The 15216-nt window shown below is 61.2% G+C and carries 13 protein-coding genes and 4 pseudogenes; 10 read left to right on the top strand and 7 right to left on the bottom strand.

The genetic code is table 11. The features are described from left to right. Positions 1-76 precede the first annotated feature (76 nt). On the bottom strand, positions 77-940 hold the full coding sequence (locus tag ASD52_RS28675; protein WP_025427077.1) for a LytTR family DNA-binding domain-containing protein: 864 nt from the start codon (positions 938-940) through the stop codon (positions 77-79). 90 nt (positions 941-1030) lie between these two features. Between ASD52_RS28675 and ASD52_RS28670 the strand changes: the two genes are divergently transcribed. Beyond that, positions 1031-1552 (top strand): DUF2306 domain-containing protein, encoded by a 522-nt coding sequence (locus ASD52_RS28670; RefSeq protein WP_057214355.1) that lies wholly within the window; start codon positions 1031-1033, stop codon positions 1550-1552. Positions 1553-1654: 102 nt separating this feature from the next. Further along, a complete protein-coding gene (locus tag ASD52_RS28665) occupies positions 1655-2602 on the top strand; it encodes a neutral zinc metallopeptidase (protein WP_025427075.1) in 948 nt (315 codons plus the stop codon). Positions 2603-2823: 221 nt separating this feature from the next. Here the strand turns inward: ASD52_RS28665 and ASD52_RS28660 are convergent, their stop codons facing one another. Continuing rightward, positions 2824-3819 (bottom strand): aldo/keto reductase, encoded by a 996-nt coding sequence (locus tag ASD52_RS28660; RefSeq protein WP_025427074.1) that lies wholly within the window; start codon positions 3817-3819, stop codon positions 2824-2826. A gap of 115 nt (positions 3820-3934) precedes the next feature. On the opposite strand from ASD52_RS28660, the pseudogene ASD52_RS28655 reads away from it, so the two are divergent. The 3 genes and pseudogenes from ASD52_RS28655 to ASD52_RS28645 all read left to right on the top strand — a co-directional run bounded on the left by ASD52_RS28655 (position 3935) and on the right by ASD52_RS28645 (position 7850). Further along, positions 3935-4843, top strand: a pseudogene (locus tag ASD52_RS28655) (LysR family transcriptional regulator). A gap of 167 nt (positions 4844-5010) precedes the next feature. Beyond that, positions 5011-6303, top strand: a complete 1293-nt coding sequence (locus ASD52_RS28650) for a tetracycline resistance MFS efflux pump (RefSeq protein WP_025427073.1) — start codon at positions 5011-5013, stop codon at positions 6301-6303. 149 nt (positions 6304-6452) lie between these two features. Beyond that, positions 6453-7850: an MATE family efflux transporter gene (locus ASD52_RS28645; RefSeq protein ID WP_025427072.1), complete on the top strand. Its 1398-nt coding sequence runs from the start codon at positions 6453-6455 to the stop codon at positions 7848-7850. 122 nt (positions 7851-7972) lie between these two features. Here ASD52_RS28645 and ASD52_RS40660 read toward each other — a convergent pair whose 3' ends face one another. Continuing rightward, positions 7973-8101, bottom strand: a complete 129-nt coding sequence (locus ASD52_RS40660; protein WP_255569870.1) for a hypothetical protein — start codon at positions 8099-8101, stop codon at positions 7973-7975. 362 nt (positions 8102-8463) lie between these two features. On the opposite strand from ASD52_RS40660, the gene coaD reads away from it, so the two are divergent. The 5 genes from coaD to tgt all read left to right on the top strand — a co-directional run bounded on the left by coaD (position 8464) and on the right by tgt (position 12390). Next, positions 8464-8958: a pantetheine-phosphate adenylyltransferase gene (coaD, locus tag ASD52_RS28640; RefSeq protein ID WP_025427070.1), complete on the top strand. Its 495-nt coding sequence runs from the start codon at positions 8464-8466 to the stop codon at positions 8956-8958. Between the two features lie 35 nt (positions 8959-8993). Further along, positions 8994-9566: a peptidylprolyl isomerase gene (locus ASD52_RS28635; RefSeq protein ID WP_025427069.1), complete on the top strand. Its 573-nt coding sequence runs from the start codon at positions 8994-8996 to the stop codon at positions 9564-9566. A 22-nt stretch (positions 9567-9588) separates the two neighbouring features. Continuing rightward, complete coding sequence (locus ASD52_RS28630) at positions 9589-10098, top strand: peptidylprolyl isomerase (RefSeq protein ID WP_025427068.1); 510 nt, start codon at positions 9589-9591, stop codon at positions 10096-10098. Between the two features lie 78 nt (positions 10099-10176). Next, entirely contained in the window at positions 10177-11259 is a 1083-nt protein-coding gene (gene queA / locus ASD52_RS28625) for a tRNA preQ1(34) S-adenosylmethionine ribosyltransferase-isomerase QueA (protein ID WP_025427067.1), read from the top strand. Beyond that, a complete protein-coding gene (gene tgt / locus ASD52_RS28620) occupies positions 11260-12390 on the top strand; it encodes a tRNA guanosine(34) transglycosylase Tgt (RefSeq protein ID WP_057208604.1) in 1131 nt (376 codons plus the stop codon). It abuts the gene before it with no gap. 13 nt (positions 12391-12403) lie between these two features. Here tgt and ASD52_RS28615 read toward each other — a convergent pair whose 3' ends face one another. From ASD52_RS28615 to ASD52_RS40440, 4 genes and pseudogenes are all read right to left on the bottom strand, one after another. After that, a complete protein-coding gene (locus ASD52_RS28615) occupies positions 12404-12826 on the bottom strand; it encodes a DUF4864 domain-containing protein (RefSeq protein ID WP_057208602.1) in 423 nt (140 codons plus the stop codon). Between the two features lie 210 nt (positions 12827-13036). After that, positions 13037-13585 (bottom strand): annotated as a pseudogene (locus ASD52_RS28610) (IS30 family transposase); the annotation flags it as partial. 686 nt (positions 13586-14271) lie between these two features. Then, positions 14272-14606 (bottom strand): annotated as a pseudogene (locus ASD52_RS40445) (ISNCY family transposase); the annotation flags it as partial. A 1-nt stretch (position 14607) separates the two neighbouring features. Further along, a pseudogene (locus tag ASD52_RS40440) lies at positions 14608-15216 on the bottom strand (ISNCY family transposase); the annotation flags it as partial.

Here is a 15216-nt window from a genome sequence, read left to right as displayed (position 1 = left end):
CGAGCCGCAACGCCTTCATGACCATGCCTCCCTCCACAATTTCCCTGGTGCCAATAGGATTGTCAAAGCGGGACGGTCAAGGACGCGATCGAGGAAGGCGATAACCCCAGCGCTGCCGCACGGCCGCAGCATAGGTGCGGCTCACCGGCACTTCGGTTCCATCGCAAAGCAGGATCGTCATGCGACCGTTATCACGGACGAGGCGTGCAACATGCGCGTCCGCCACCCAATGGGAACGATGGACCTGCAGGCCCGCCACCGGGCCGAGTTCACCGAGCGCATCGGCGAAGCGCAACAGGACGAGTTCACGGCCGAGAGTGGTCGTCACTTCCGTGTAGTGATCGCTAACCGTCACGTGCAGCGGCAGGCCGCGATTGGCGGGTTTCAGGCGCAGAAGCAGCGGTACCCGGCCCGTCTCCTTGAGAAGAGCCGGGTTGCGGGACGTCTGTTGCCCGGCCTCGTCGGACGCGATTGCGGTGGTGCCGGCGTCATTCAGCTCCAAGGCGAATTCAGTGTTCATCGTCATCCAGGTCAAGGTGCAGAACAAGAGCGACAGGAACAGGCCGGTCGCGATGTCCGTCATGACGTCAGCGACTGTTGGAATGGCCGAAAAGGTCGCCGAGCCGATCGCGGTGGTCACGAGGCCGATCGGTATGCTGGCAACGGCTGCACCGATCATCATGCGAACGAAACCGGAGGCAACCTTTTCGCGCAGCAGGCCATTGGCAAGCACGGCCGAAACGATTGCGATCGCCCAGGTGACGGCGTGCAGCACGAGCCAGAACCCGAGCCGCGGCACGACAGCCAGGCGTTCGGCAGTGCCATAGGGCCCCGTGACCCAAAAGATCAGCACGACTGCAGCAAAGGTTGCCCAGAGGCGTGGCGCCTTGACGACAAGATGCAGCTCACGAAGCGTGGATTGCAGAAATGGGCGTTTCACGAAGTTTTCCGTCCGTTCCAGTCAAAGCGTTTGAGCGCAGCCCGGAGCCTGCCGCAAGTTCGGGGAAAATCAACAGCATAGAAATTTTTCATGACATTTTCACCTCTTCTCCATGCATCGTTCGCAGTGCAGCTGCACGTCGCGACCGTCATCCCGGCTGCCATCCTTGGTGCTTTCCTGCTTGCCCGTCCGAAGGGCACACGCCTGCATAGGCTGCTCGGCAAAATCTGGCTCGCACTCATGGTCGTGACCGCATTCTCCACGTTCTTCATCCATGAAATCAAGCTGGTCGGCGGTTTCAACCCCATTCACCTGTTGTCGATCTATGTGCTCTTCGGCAGCTGGCAGACGATTGCGGCCGCCCGGCGGCACGACATCCCCGCGCATCGCGGGCATGTGGCTGGCATGTATCTCGGCGGCATTGTCGTTGCCGGCCTCTTCACACTGCTGCCCGGAAGGCTGCTGCATGCGAGCCTGTTCTCCGAGCTTTCGATCTGGCAGTCAGCGGTGATGGCGGCTCTGCTGGCTGCGCTGCTCATTTCCGCAGCCGTCCTGTCGATCCGACAGGGTCGTCTCTTCGGTCGCCGCAAGTCCTCGAAAAGATTAGCTTGATCGCAACCTTACGGGCCTGATTGCGTTTTACAACGGCATTCGGCCCGGCATATAAAAGGTCTGACCGATATTGCGTATCGATCCATGCCGGGAGGACAGATCATGGAATGGAAAGGCCGCCGCCAATCCGGAAACGTTGAGGACCAGCGCGGGGCGAGCCCCGGCGGCGGTCTGGGCGGTAATCCATTCGGCCGCGGTGGTGGCTTCCGCATGCCCGGCGGTGGCGGAGGCATGCGTGGCGCCGGCGGCGGCATGAGCTTCGGCACCATCATCTTTCTGGTCGTGCTCTATTTCATCCTGAAGGCCTTGGGCATCGACATGCTGCAGGTGCTGAACGGCGGCGGCGGTCCGGTCGCGCAGCCGGGCTTCGAGCAGAGCGATGGCTCGCCGGTACCCCGCGGATCGGCGCAGGAAGAAGAGATGAAAGCCTTCATGTCGACGGTGCTGGCCGAAACCGAAGACACCTGGAACGGCATCTTCCAGGCGAGCGGCGAACAATATCAAGAGCCGAAGATGGTGCTGTTCAGCGGCTCCGTGCGCTCCGCCTGCGGCTTTGCCTCGGCAGCGTCCGGCCCGTTCTACTGCCCTGGTGACCGCAAGGTCTATCTCGACATGGGTTTCTTCGACGAGCTTGAGCAGAAGTTCGGCGCATCTGGCGACTTCGCGCAGGCCTATGTCGTTGCGCATGAAGTTGGCCACCATGTTCAGAACCTGATCGGCGTGCTGCCGAAGTTCAACCAGATGCGCCAGTCGATGGGTGAAGCCGAAGCCAACCAGATGTCGGTTCGCGTCGAACTGCAGGCTGATTGCTTCGCCGGCGTCTGGGGCAAGTATACCCAGCAGAAGGGCCTGTTGGAGCAGGGCGATCTGGAAGAGGCGCTGAACGCCGCCACCCAGATCGGCGACGACACGCTGCAGAAACGCATGCAGGGCTACGTCGTCCCGGAAAGCTTCAACCACGGCACATCGGAGCAGCGCATGCGCTGGTTCAAGCGCGGCTTCGACAGCGGCAAGATGGCGGCCTGCGACACCTTCTCCGGCCAGGTCTGATTCCAGACCGTCCAGGGAAAAAGCAAAGGGGCCGGCGAGAACTGTCGGCCCCTTTCGTTACCCGGGATTAGAGCGCTCTGGGTTAGACAAAGTTGCAGAGAACACTCTACAGCGCTGCGCGTCTTATTCGACGCGCAAAGATCGCTGTAGCACTTTGAATTGCTGCATGTTTTCACGCATTTCCTGACGGAAAACCGCTTCGCACTTTTCCTGGAAATGCTCTAATGGCGCTCGCTGTCCATATGGGCGAGCTGCGCCTCGGGATAGCGCGCGCCTGCGGCCGCATCCCTCGGCACCGCCCGCTCGATCGCGGCCAGATCTTCCGGTGTCAGATGTACCGCTTGCGATGCCAGCGCTTCGGCCAGCCGGTCGCGACGACGTGCACCGATGAGCGGCACGATATCCTTGCCTTGGGCTGCGACCCAGGCGATCGCAATCTGTGCCACGGTGGCGCCCTTCGCATCCGCCACGCGCTTCAGCGCGTCGACAAGGGCCAGATTTGTGTCGACATTGCCCGCCTGAAAACGTGGGCTGGCCGCGCGGAAGTCGCCACGTGCGACCGCATCCTTCTGCCAATGGCCGCTGATCAGGCCGCGCGACAGCACGCCATAGGCGGTAATGCCGATACCGAGCGCACGGCACGTGGGCAGGATATCGTCCTCGATGCCGCGCGAGATCAGCGAATATTCGATCTGCAGATCCGCGATGGGATGGACGGCCGCTGCCCTTCGGATGGTCTCGGATCCGACTTCCGAAAGCCCGATATGCCTGACATAACCTGCCTGCACCAGATCAGCGATTGCGCCCACTGTTTCTTCGATCGGCACGTCCGGGTCGAGACGGGCAGGGCGGTAGATGTCGATATGGTCGACGCCCAACCGCTGCAGGGTATAGGCGAGAAAGTTGCGCACCGCCTTCGGTCGGCAATCATAGCCCACCCAACTGCCACCAGCGTCTCTCAAGGCACCGAACTTCACGCTGAGAACGACCCGATCGCGGTCCTGGCCCTTGAGCGCTTCGCCAATCAGCATCTCGTTGTGGCCCATGCCATAGAAGTCGCCGGTATCGATGAGCGTAATTCCCGCATCGAGCGCCGCATGGAACGTGGCGATGCTTTCCGTACGATCCGACGGGCCATACATGCCCGACATGCCCATGCAGCCAAGGCCGATGTTGGAAACCATAGGGCCGACTTTTCCGAGCGAAACCTGATCCATTCTCGTTCTCCTTCGGCGGCGCGCCTTTGCGCCCTTCTTCGTCCCCATTGTTACGCCCGGTCCTATCGTGCGATAATCCCGTACAGTCAGAACAAGCCGTACGGCATTTCGCACAATGAACGATCTTCCTCTCGCCGACCTCGATGCCTTCACCGCCGTTGCGCGCGAGCGCAGCTTTCGCGCTGCCGCCGAGAAGCGGGGCGTTTCCGCTTCGTCGCTGAGCGAAGCGCTGCGGCGGCTCGAAGCCAAACTCGATGTGCGGCTCCTCAACCGCACGACCCGCAGTGTAACACCGACGGAAGCCGGCATGCGGCTACTCGAGCGCCTGCAGCCGGCACTCGGGGAGATTGCCGGCGCGCTCGACCAGGTGAGCGAATTGCGCGACAGTCCCGCAGGAACCCTGAAACTGAACGTGCCCACGGTCGTCGCGCGCGTGATCCTGCCCTCGATCATTGGGCGCTTTCTGAAGGTAAATCCTGCCATTTGCTGGAGGTGACGGCAGACGACGGCTTCATCGACGTCCTTGCCGCCGGCTTCGACGCCGGCATCCGCTACGAAGAGCGGGTCGAGCGCGACATGATCGCCATTCCGATCGGACCGCGGCAGCAACGCTACATCACTGCCGCGTCGCCGGACTATCTCGCGCGACACGGCCTTGCCGCAACACCCGCACGATCTTCTGAAGCATGCCTGCATCCGGCATCGCTTCGCAAGCGGCGTCAGCCTAGCCTGGGAGTTCGGTGACGGAGACGCAGCAATCTCGATCGCCCCTCCGACTGTCGTCATCGCGAACTCGGTCGATCTTGAAATTGCCGCTGTAGTCGAAGGTCTCGGCGTCATCCGGACGTTCGAGGAGTTCCTGGCGCCGCATCTCAAATCCGGCGCCGTCGTGACGATCCTCGACGAATGGGTGACGCCCTTTCCAGGGCCGTTTCTCTACTATGCCAGCCGCCGCCACATGCCGGCGCCGCTTCGAGCCTTCGTCGACTTTCTCAAGGCCGAGCAACGGTCAGGGGTGCGCTGAATGGCGGCCATTTTGGGGAGCAATGGATCAACAAACGCGATTGTTCTCATAAAAAACTTTGAGATGTTCACGTATTGTTTCGACTAAAATCATGCGTTACACCTAAATTGGTAACGTCGTTCACGTTCTGTCTCCGCGCTGGCGACGGATGGCGCAGGGAGAGTTTCATGCTCGACGAAAAGTTCGTGCGGCGCGGCCTGTTCCTCGTCTTTCTCATCCTGCTTCTCGACATCATCGGCATCGCCATCATCGTGCCGGTGCTGCCCACCTATCTGGAGGAGCTGACCGGCGCCAATGTCAGCGACGCGGCGATCGACGGCGGCTGGCTGCTGCTCGTCTATGCCGCGATGCAGTTCCTGTTCGCGCCCCTCATCGGCAACCTCAGCGACCGTTTCGGACGCCGGCCGATCCTGCTTGCCTCCGTGCTCACCTTCGCCATCGACAATCTGATCTGCGCTCTCGCGACCAGCTACTGGATGCTCTTCGTCGGCCGTGTGCTCGCCGGCATCAGCGGCGCCAGCTTCGGCACCGCTTCGGCCTATATCGCCGACATCAGCCATGACGGAAACCGGGCGAAGAATTTCGGCCTGATCGGAATCGCGTTCGGATCCGGCTTTGCACTGGGGCCGGTCATTGGCGGGCTGCTTGGCGAACTGGGTCCGCGTGTGCCGTTCTATGGTGCCGCGGCACTTTCCTTCATCAACTTCCTGCTCGGCGTTTTTCTGCTGCCGGAGACATTGGACAAGGCGCATCGTCGCCGCTTCGAATGGCGGCGCGCCAATCCACTCGGCGCGCTCAGGCAGATGCGCAACTATCCCGGCATCGGCTGGGTCGGGCTGGTGTTCTTCCTGTTCTGGATGGCGCATTCGGTTTATCCGTCCGTCTGGTCGTTCGTATCGTCTTACCGGTACGGCTGGAGCGAGGGGGAAATCGGCCTGTCGCTCGGCATCTTCGGCATCGGCGGTGCCATGGTGATGGCGTTCGTACTGCCGCGCGTCGTGCCGCGGCTTGGCGAGTGGCGGACGGCCGTCCTCGGCCTGATTTTCACGGCACTCGGTGCCGCGGGCTACGCTGCTGCCTGGCAGGGCTGGATGATCTATGCCGTGATTATCGCCACCGCGCTCGAAAGCCTCGCCGATCCGCCGCTGCGCAGCATCGCCGCCGGCCATGTGCCGCCGTCGGCGCAGGGAGAGTTGCAAGGGGCGCTCACCAGTATCGGCAGCATCACGACGATCATCGGCCCGCTGATCTTCACCCAGATCTTCGGCTACTTCACGAGCCCGACGACCACGGTCTCCTTCTCAGGCGCCCCCTATGCACTCGCCAGTTGCTTCGTCGTCGGTGCGCTCGCGGTGTTCTGGCTCAAGGCACCAAAACGGCTCGCGGTCGCGGCTGAACATATCGAGCCCGCAGTGTCCATGGCCGAACCGCGCTACTCCGATCGCAGTGCCATGCACTGAAATTGATCAATATTCGTGATCTTTGGATGAAAAATTGAGCAGTCGGAGCTTTGTTACTGGTTCTTTTGCCGGCCGTGATCTATTTCGGTCATCCTTGCCTTCGTTCTGACCTGCCGCATTTCGGCCGCGTCGACATCCAGGAATCCGTCATGCTGACCGCCACTGCGAGCCCGACCCCGGTGCAAACCGACAATTCATGGCGCACTCATTATCGTGCAAGCCTCTATCTCGGGGTGCCCTTCATCGGCGCACAGCTGGCGCAGCTTGCGATCAACACAACCGACGTCTTGATGGTGGGCAAGCTTGGCGCAACGCAGCTTGCGGCAATCATCCTGGCGACGCAGATGTACTTTACCATCTACATCTTCGGCAGCGGCTTCGCCAACGCGGTCGTACCGATGGCCGCGCAAGCCCAGGGCAGGGGCGACAAGGTCTCCGTGCGTCGCTCCGTGCGCATGGGTCTCTGGGTGGTGCTGTGCTATGGCGTGCTGACGGCGCCGGTGCTCTGGCTGGCGGAACCGATCCTGCTGCTTGCCGGCCAGCAGCCGGAGGTCGCGGCACTCGCGGCCGAGTATCTGCACATTGCGCAATGGGCGATCTTTCCCGGCCTCATCTTCATGGTGCTGCGGGCGTTCCTGAGCGGTCTGGAGCGGGCGGGGATCATTCTCTATGTCACACTGGCAACGCTGGTTCTCAATGCAGCGCTTTGCTACGTGCTGATCTACGGCCACTACGGCTTTCCGCAGCTGGGCATCTTCGGCGCGGCCGTCGCCGCCCTTGGCGTGGCCGTGCTCGGCACGGTGCTGACCATCGCCTATATCAAGAGCAAACCGGAACTGAACCAGTATGAGCTGTTCGTGCGTTTCTGGCGCCCGGATTGGCCCGCCTTCAGGGAAGTCGTCTATCTCGGCATACCGATCTCGCTGACCATTCTTGCCGAAGTCAGCCTGTTCACCGTCGCCTCGTTGCTGATGGGAACCATCGGCACGATCGAGCTTGCCGCACACGGCATCGCGCTGCAGTTCGCCTCGCTCGCCTTCATGATCCCGCTCGGAATTGCGCAGGCGGCAACCGTGCGCGTCGGCCTTGCCTACGGCCGTGGCGACATGCTCGGCGTCCGGCGTGCCGCGATCTCGGCACTGGTGCTCGGAGCCATCTTTGCGATCATCGGCAGCGCCATCTTCGCTCTCTTCCCGAGCCAGCTCGCCGCCCTTTATCTTGACACCAACCGGCCGGATGCCGCGCAAGTGCTCGCCTTTGCCGCTCCGCTCATCGTGATCGCCGGCGCGTTCCAGCTGGTGGACGGATTGCAGGCAATCGCCGCCGGCATGCTTCGCGGGCTCAAGGACACAAAGGTGCCGATGATCCTGGCGATGATCTCCTATTGGCCGATCGGGTTCCTTTGCGCCTGGGCCTTCGCGTTCCCGCTCAAGTTCGGCGGCATCGGCGTGTGGTTCGGCTTCGTGCTGGGACTTGCCGCTGCAGCATTGTTCCTGAACTGGCGGTTCTTCCGGATGATCCGCGACCACAAGGTGACGGCGGCTTAAGCATCGACCAAAGAAAAAGCCGGACGGGCAGGGGATGCCGTCCGGCTTACAAAAGGCGACCACATCAGGGGAGAATGTCGGTCGCTTATTCCGAAACTCCTGGAGGAAGTTTCTCAAGGTCTCTAAACGTTGAACCCGCCGGTCTCATTGGAGCCCAGTCGATCGCGCTGGAGGTCGCGTATCGTGCGGGCAAAATCGACGAGAAAGACGAAACTGATTACCGCCGCGGCGGTCATGAAGACTGTCGCCATGACATGATACCTTTAGCCGAAGATCTTACGGTTGCTTGAACGGTCACGTTGCTCACGGGACTCGTCGCGGAGTGCATGTATCGTCGCAAATATCATTGCGAAAAACATCGTCATCGAAAACAGAGCAAGTCCCATAGCCGTCATCCTTTCAGGTTCCTAAACGGCAGTATCTTCAAAAAGGTTCCGTTCTTTCTTGCTTCACATTACCGATTGCAACGTGAAACACTCTTGAACATGGCATTCATCTAGCATTCATTTCTTTGGTGCCACTGTTTCCCAGGGAACAGGCCCGCGCTCCTGCACAACTCTTGCGATCTGTCGCCGTCCATGACAAAAGGCTTCACCAAACGGAAACAGGTGCGATGACGACGGCATTCTACCCCGGCTCCTTCGATCCGATGACGAACGGGCATCTCGACGTACTTGTTCAGGCGCTGAACGTGGCGCGCAAAGTCATCGTGGCAATTGGCATCCATCCGGGCAAGGCGCCGCTTTTCTCGTTCGACGAGCGCTCGGACCTCATTCGCCAGTCGCTGCTCGAGTTTCTGCCCGAGCGTGCCGCCGACATCGACGTCGTCTCCTTCGACAATCTCGTGGTCGACGCTGCGCGGCAAAGCGGCGCAAAGCTGCTTGTGCGCGGCTTGCGCGATGGCACTGACCTCGATTACGAGATGCAGATGGCTGGCATGAACCGGCAGATGGCGCCGGATGTCCAGACCTTGTTTTTGCCGGCTGGCACGGCATCGCGGCCCATTACAGCCACATTGGTCCGCCAGATCGCGGCCATGGGCGGCGACGTCAGTGCCTTCGTGCCCAAGGCTGTTCACGCGGCGCTGCAGGCCAAACGCAAGGCCTGAGCCGCCACACTCCATTCACCACTCAGGGAGAAACCATGAAAATCCTCCACCTCGCTTTCGCCGGTGCCGTCACGCTTGCGTCCTGGACGGGAACGGCGCTTGCGCAGTCGGCCGACAACTTCCTCACAATCACGCTGAAGGATGGCCCTGTTGTCGTCGAGCTTCGCCCTGATATCGCGCCGAAGCACGTCGAGCAGATCAAGGCGCTTGCAACAGCCGGCGAATACGACAACGTCGCCTTCCACCGCGTCATCAAGGGCTTCATGGCCCAGACAGGCGACGTCCAGTACGGCGACATGGAAAACGGCTTCCAGCCCCAGGCTGCGGGCACGGGCGGTTCGTCCAAGCCGGACCTGCCGGCCGAATTTTCCGACGTACCGTTCGAGCGCGGCACGGTCGGCATGGCCCGTTCGCAGGATCCCAACAGCGCCAATTCGCAGTTCTTCATCATGTTTGCCCCGGGCGACTTCCTCAACGGCCAGTACACGGTCGTCGGCAAGGTCGTCTCCGGCATGGAGAACGTCGATAAGATCAAACTCGGTGACGACGCCAACAACGGCTCCGTCGCCGATCCCGACCGCATGATCAGCGTCAAGGTCGGCAAGTAAAGTCAACAGAAGGAGAAAACCCATGGCCGAGATCAAAGATCCGGAAAACACGATCATCATGGAGACCACCAAGGGCAAGGTCGTCATCGAGCTTATGCCGAACGTGGCTCCGGGTCATGTCGCCCGAATCAAGGAACTGGCACGCGAAGGCGCCTATGACGGCGTGGTGTTTCACCGCGTGATCGAGGACTTCATGGCACAGACCGGCGACGTCCAGTACGGCAAGACCGGCGGCGAGCACTTCAACCCGTCGCGTGCCGGCATGGGCGGCTCATCCAAGCCGGACCTGAACGCTGAATTCTCGAACGTCAGCCACATTCGTGGCACGTGCTCGATGGCGCGCAGCCAGATGCCGAACTCGGCCAATTCGCAGTTCTTCATCTGCTTCACCGATGCTCCGTGGCTGAACAAGCAGTACTCGGTCTGGGGCCAGGTCATCGAAGGCATGGACAACATCGACAAGATCAAGCGCGGCGAACCGGTGCGTGATCCCGACACCATCGTGTCCATGCGGGTTGCCGCCGACGCCTGATTTGCGCTAATGCACAAACCCGCCCCGGTCGCGCCGAAAGGCCCTGGGGCGGGTTTGCTTTTTTTTCAGAAACGATCCATGCGCGTAGACCTGTTCGACTTCGACCTTCCGGAAACCTCGATTGCGTTGCGGCCCGTAAATCCGCGCGACAGCGCCCGCATGCTCGTCGTCGACCCGCAGGCGCCGGAACTCCTGACGGATCACGGCGTGCTCGACCTGCCGTCCTTCCTGCGTCCCGGCGACGCACTGGTGTTCAACGACACCAAGGTCATTCCGGCGCAGCTCGAAGGCATTCGTCGACGCGGCGAAGAGATTACCACGCCCGTCTCGCTGACCCTGCATATGCGGGTCGCGCCGGATCGCTGGAAGGCGTTTGCCCGGCCGGCACGCCGCCTCAAGGTCGGCGACCGCATTGCCTTTGGCCACGGCGGCAACAGCTGCATGCTCGGCACACTCGACGCAACTGTCGAGGAAAAGGGCGACGCCGGTGAGGTGACGCTGCGCTTCGATCTCGCCGGACCGCTGCTCGACGAAGCGATCATGGCCGTCGGGCACATTCCATTGCCGCCATATATCGCCTCCAAACGCGCAGAGGATGCTCAGGACCGCGTCGACTACCAAACGGTCTACGCCCGTGAGGAGGGCGCCGTAGCCGCCCCTACCGCTGGCCTGCATTTCACCGAGCGGCTGTTTTCCAGGCTGAACGAACTCGGCATCGAACGTCATTTCGTCACCCTGCATGTCGGCGCCGGGACATTCCTGCCGGTCAAGGCCGATGATACCGACGACCACGTGATGCACCTGGAGATTGGCCAGGTCGATGCCGCAACCGCCGAACGCCTCAATGCCGTCAAGGCGAGGGGCGGCCGGATGGTCTGCGTCGGTACGACGTCGCTACGGCTGATCGAAAGTGCGGCGGACGAACACGGTATCATCCATCCCTGGTCAGGCCCGACCGGCATCTTCATCACGCCCGGCTACCGCTTCCGCGCCGTCGACATGCTGATGACCAATTTTCACTTGCCGAAATCGACGCTGTTCATGCTGGTTTCGGCCTTCTGTGGCCTCGAGACGATGCGCGCGGCGTATACCTACGCGATCGAGAGCGGCTACCGCTTCTATTCCTATGGCGATTCCAGCCTGCTTTTTCGGAAAGACTAGATGACCGAAACCTTCCAGTTCAAGCTGCACGCAACCGACGGCAAGGCGCGCCTCGGTGAGGTTTCCATGCCGCGCGGCACCATCCGTACGCCTGCCTTCATGCCAGTCGGAACCGTCGGCGCGGTCAAGGCGATGTATCTCGATCAGGTCAAGGATCTCGGCGCCGACATCATCCTCGGCAACACCTACCATCTGATGCTGCGCCCTGGTGCTGAACGCGTGGCGCGGCTTGGCGGTCTGCACAACCTCATCCGCTGGCAGGGTCCGATCCTCACCGACAGCGGCGGCTTCCAGGTGATGTCGCTTGCCGGGCTGCGCAAGCTCGACGAGCAGGGCGTCACCTTCAAGAGCCATGTCGACGGCGCGCTGTTCCACATGTCGCCGGAACGGTCGATCGAAATTCAAGGCTTGCTCGGCAGCGATATCCAGATGCAGCTGGACGAGTGCGTGGCTTTGCCGGCCGAGCCCAAGGAGATCGAGCGGGCAATGGAAATGTCATTGCGCTGGGCGGAACGCTGCAAGGTGGCGTTTGGTGACCAACCGGGCAAGGCGATGTTCGGCATCGTCCAGGGCGGCGACATTCCGGCACTGCGCGTGCGCTCGGCGGAAGCCCTGAAGGGGCTGGATCTCAAGGGCTACGCCGTCGGTGGACTTGCGGTCGGCGAGCCGCAGGAGGTGATGCTCAGAATGCTCGACATCACATGCCCCGAGCTACCTGCCGAAAAGCCGCGCTATCTCATGGGCGTCGGCACGCCCGACGATATCCTAAGGTCGGTCGCACACGGCATCGACATGTTCGACTGCGTCATGCCGACCCGCTCCGGACGACATGGTTTGGCCTTCACCCGCCATGGCCGCATCAACCTGCGCAATGCGCGCCATGCCGAAGACCTGCGGCCGCTAGACGAACAATCCTCGTGCCCGGCGACGCGCGACTATTCGCGCGCCTATTTGCACCACCTGATCCGCTCGAATGAGTCACTCGGGGGCATGCTGCTCAGTTGGAACAACCTTGCCTATTACCAGGAACTGATGGCGGGCATTCGCCTGGCAATCGAAGAGGGCCGCTTTGCCGACTTCATGGCCGAAACCCAGGAAACCTGGCGGCGAGGGGATCTGGCGCCACTCTGAGGACCAGACCTGCTCAGATCTCCGGACCTGGGGCCGACTGGAGCATCATGACGCCGTTGATCTTGTAGCTGCCGTCGGGCTGCTTCATCAGCTGGTAGACCGCCGTCCAGTCCTTACCATCGGGAGCCGAGATCAGCACCTCCTGAATGACCTGATCGCCCACCACCTTGGAGCGGCCAAAGGCAAAATTTCCGGGCCGATAGACCGGCTGGTAGCCGCGCCTGACCATGTCGAAGAAGGCCGTCTTGTCGGGAAACTTGCCGCGTATCGCCGGCGAAGCGAAGGAGTAGGCGGCGTCCGCATCGTCATTGAGGAAAGCCGCGATCTGATCCTGGATGATCGAGCGTGCCGTATCGACCGGTTCTTCCGCCCGACAAAGGCCCGCGCCTGCGAGTTGCGCTGCGATACCGAAGGCAATGGCAAATGTCCTGATCATCACCGATCTCCACCAGACGTTTCTGCCTGCTCCTGAAAGCATAGGTCGTTTGCACGTTCTGGAAATGGCGCGGACAGCGCCGTGCGCTTCTTCACACCAAGCACATATATACAATATCGTTCATATTCAATGCCTTAAACGGAACTTCTAAATTAATCTTTCAAACATCATAACTTAGTGATATTCGCAATTGTCACCTGAGCGCACCCAATCGCATTCCCAATGGCCGAACTGTTTGCGCTCGGCGACGGTGTCGGGACGGTAGAGAATGTTGACATCCGGGCTGAACCGCCTGCCATGACGACGCCTGGCATGCCGCGGCCGACGTCTGGCGCGGTGCTCCGGCAGATGCCGCCAGAGCTTGATCGCGTGCCCATCCGCGGAATAGGCGTACTTGTAGATCGTCTCATGGCTGACAGAAACTGGATCGCGCTCCAGCCGCATGCGGCCGGCGTTCTGCTGCGGCGACCAGCCATGCATGATGCGCTCGATCACCGATTGGCGCACATGCGAGAAACGAGCAAGCTTGCGTAGCTTGGCTCTGCGCTCACGCGCCATCGCGTTGGCGGTGACGCAATAGTAGCCGCTAAGGTCTGGCATCTGCGGATCAACAAAAGTATTGCGCCTGAGTTCGCGGAAAATCGTCGAACGATGTCCGTGCAGTTTCTCAGCGATTACGTCAACGCTGATGCCAGCCGATCGCCAGCGGGCAATCTTGCGGCGTTCATCCATATCGATCTGGGAGTAGGTGCGTCTCATGAGCCATTCCTTGCGCGTGACAACCCATTGGTATCTATCGCAAGTCGCACTTCGAATTAGAATGTACCCCGCTACACGATGTGGCAGCAAGGTTGAACTGTCCACGTTGGCGCAAAGTAGAAATGTCACTTTGGGCGGCGCGTCGTCAGCCATTTAGACATGCGACACTCGACATCTCCACTGGCGCTGAGGCAAGCCMCCGACCGGACCGGCTGGACCGGGTTGCAAGGGAAGGGAGGGGGCGGATGAGACGCTCCCCTTCGGCTTTAGCTTGGACAGTTGAAGCAGCCGGTCATTCCAAAATCTCCAAGGGGAAACCATTGAAATCATTGGCATGTCGCACTTGAAAATAGAATGTACCCGGCTACACGAGATGTGGCAGCAAGGTTGAACTGTCCACGTTGGCGCAAAGTAGAAATGTCACTTTGGGCGGCGCGTCGTCAGCCATTTAGACATGCGACACTCGACATCTCCACTGGCGCTGAGGCAAGCCCCCGACCGGACCGGCTGGACCGGGTTGCAAGGGAAGGGAGGGGGCGGATGAGACGCTCCCCTTCGGCTTTAGCTTGGACAGTTGAAGCAGCCGGTCATTCCGCCGCATCGAGGTCAGAGAGCGCCTGTCGCCGCCGGGCAATGACCGCANGACGCTCCCCTTCGGCTTTAGCTTGGACAGTTGAAGCAGCCGGTCATTCCGCCGCATCGAGGTCAGAGAGCGCCTGTCGCCGCCGGGCAATGACCGCAGGATCGTTCATGAAATCCTTCCGACGTCCCGGGCCGCGCGCGCGTCGAACGTAGCCGTTCTTCTCGCTGTTCGTCTTCACGGCGGGCTTCGTCTGCTGCTCCTGACGTTCCTTGATGTAGGTCAGGAGTTCACCGAGCCGCTTGTTCTCGGTGATCGCCGCATGCGTCACCCGCTGGTCCTTGTCGAACACCCGGTAGGGTAGGGAATGCCCCTTCCAACGCACATCCAGCCTGCCGTCGGCAAGCGCGTAGGTCTCGACATAGCGACCGACCAGCCCGCNGTCGAACACCCGGTAGGGTAGGGAATGCCCCTTCCAACGCACATCCAGCCTGCCGTCGGCAAGCGCGTAGGTCTCGACATAGCGACCGACCAGCCCGCGCGTCACCTCGTTCTCTTCCAGCATGATCCGCTGGCGCTCGAACGAAAACGTCAACTGGGCACCGACATAACGCTGCTCACGTTTGCATAGCACGTCGCGCAGCCGATCCGGGGCAAGGTTCAGCGGCCGATGCAGATCATCAGATCTGGCAGGGGTAATGGCAAACYGSYGGTTATAGCGCTCCATGAACCGAGGCAGGAAAGCGTTGCCGTCGTCCATGCCGCAGACGCCCTCCAGGCGCAGATCCTTAATCAACCGGTCCTGYAGCGTCCGGTTCATCCGCTCGACGCGGCCCTTGGCCTGGCTCGAGTTTGCGCAAAGAATCTCGATGTTTAACTCGCAAAGTGCACGCCCGAACTGGGTCATGCCCTGGCCGCCCTTGGCRTCCTTCTTCGCAACCCGGAACACCGARTGCTTGTCGGAATAGAAGGCGACTGGAGCACCATGCGCCTTCAGATAGAGTTCCAGCGCCTCGAAGTAGCTGAACGCACTTTCCGATCGTACAAACCG

The organism is Ensifer sp. Root142 (genome assembly GCF_001426785.1).
Lineage (GTDB): Bacteria > Pseudomonadota > Alphaproteobacteria > Rhizobiales > Rhizobiaceae > Ensifer > Ensifer canadensis.
This window is presented reverse-complemented; position numbering and strand designations above follow the sequence as displayed.

Bases quoted from the DNA above. Each gene is read 5' to 3' on its own strand.
- ASD52_RS28660 (WP_025427074.1), bottom strand. From the start codon at position 3,819: ATGGATCAGGTTTCGCTCGGAAAAGTCGGCCCTATGGTTTCCAACATC.
- ASD52_RS28665 (WP_025427075.1), top strand. From the start codon at position 1,655: ATGGAATGGAAAGGCCGCCGCCAATCCGGAAACGTTGAGGACCAGCGC.
- ASD52_RS28645 (WP_025427072.1), top strand. From the start codon at position 6,453: ATGCTGACCGCCACTGCGAGCCCGACCCCGGTGCAAACCGACAATTCA.
- ASD52_RS28635 (WP_025427069.1), top strand. From the start codon at position 8,994: ATGAAAATCCTCCACCTCGCTTTCGCCGGTGCCGTCACGCTTGCGTCC.
- ASD52_RS28650 (WP_025427073.1), top strand. From the start codon at position 5,011: ATGCTCGACGAAAAGTTCGTGCGGCGCGGCCTGTTCCTCGTCTTTCTC.
- coaD (WP_025427070.1), top strand. From the start codon at position 8,464: ATGACGACGGCATTCTACCCCGGCTCCTTCGATCCGATGACGAACGGG.
- ASD52_RS28630 (WP_025427068.1), top strand. From the start codon at position 9,589: ATGGCCGAGATCAAAGATCCGGAAAACACGATCATCATGGAGACCACC.
- ASD52_RS28615 (WP_057208602.1), bottom strand. From the start codon at position 12,826: ATGATCAGGACATTTGCCATTGCCTTCGGTATCGCAGCGCAACTCGCA.
- queA (WP_025427067.1), top strand. From the start codon at position 10,177: ATGCGCGTAGACCTGTTCGACTTCGACCTTCCGGAAACCTCGATTGCG.
- ASD52_RS40660 (WP_255569870.1), bottom strand. From the start codon at position 8,101: ATGGCGACAGTCTTCATGACCGCCGCGGCGGTAATCAGTTTCGTCTTT.
- tgt (WP_057208604.1), top strand. From the start codon at position 11,260: ATGACCGAAACCTTCCAGTTCAAGCTGCACGCAACCGACGGCAAGGCG.
- ASD52_RS28670 (WP_057214355.1), top strand. From the start codon at position 1,031: ATGACATTTTCACCTCTTCTCCATGCATCGTTCGCAGTGCAGCTGCAC.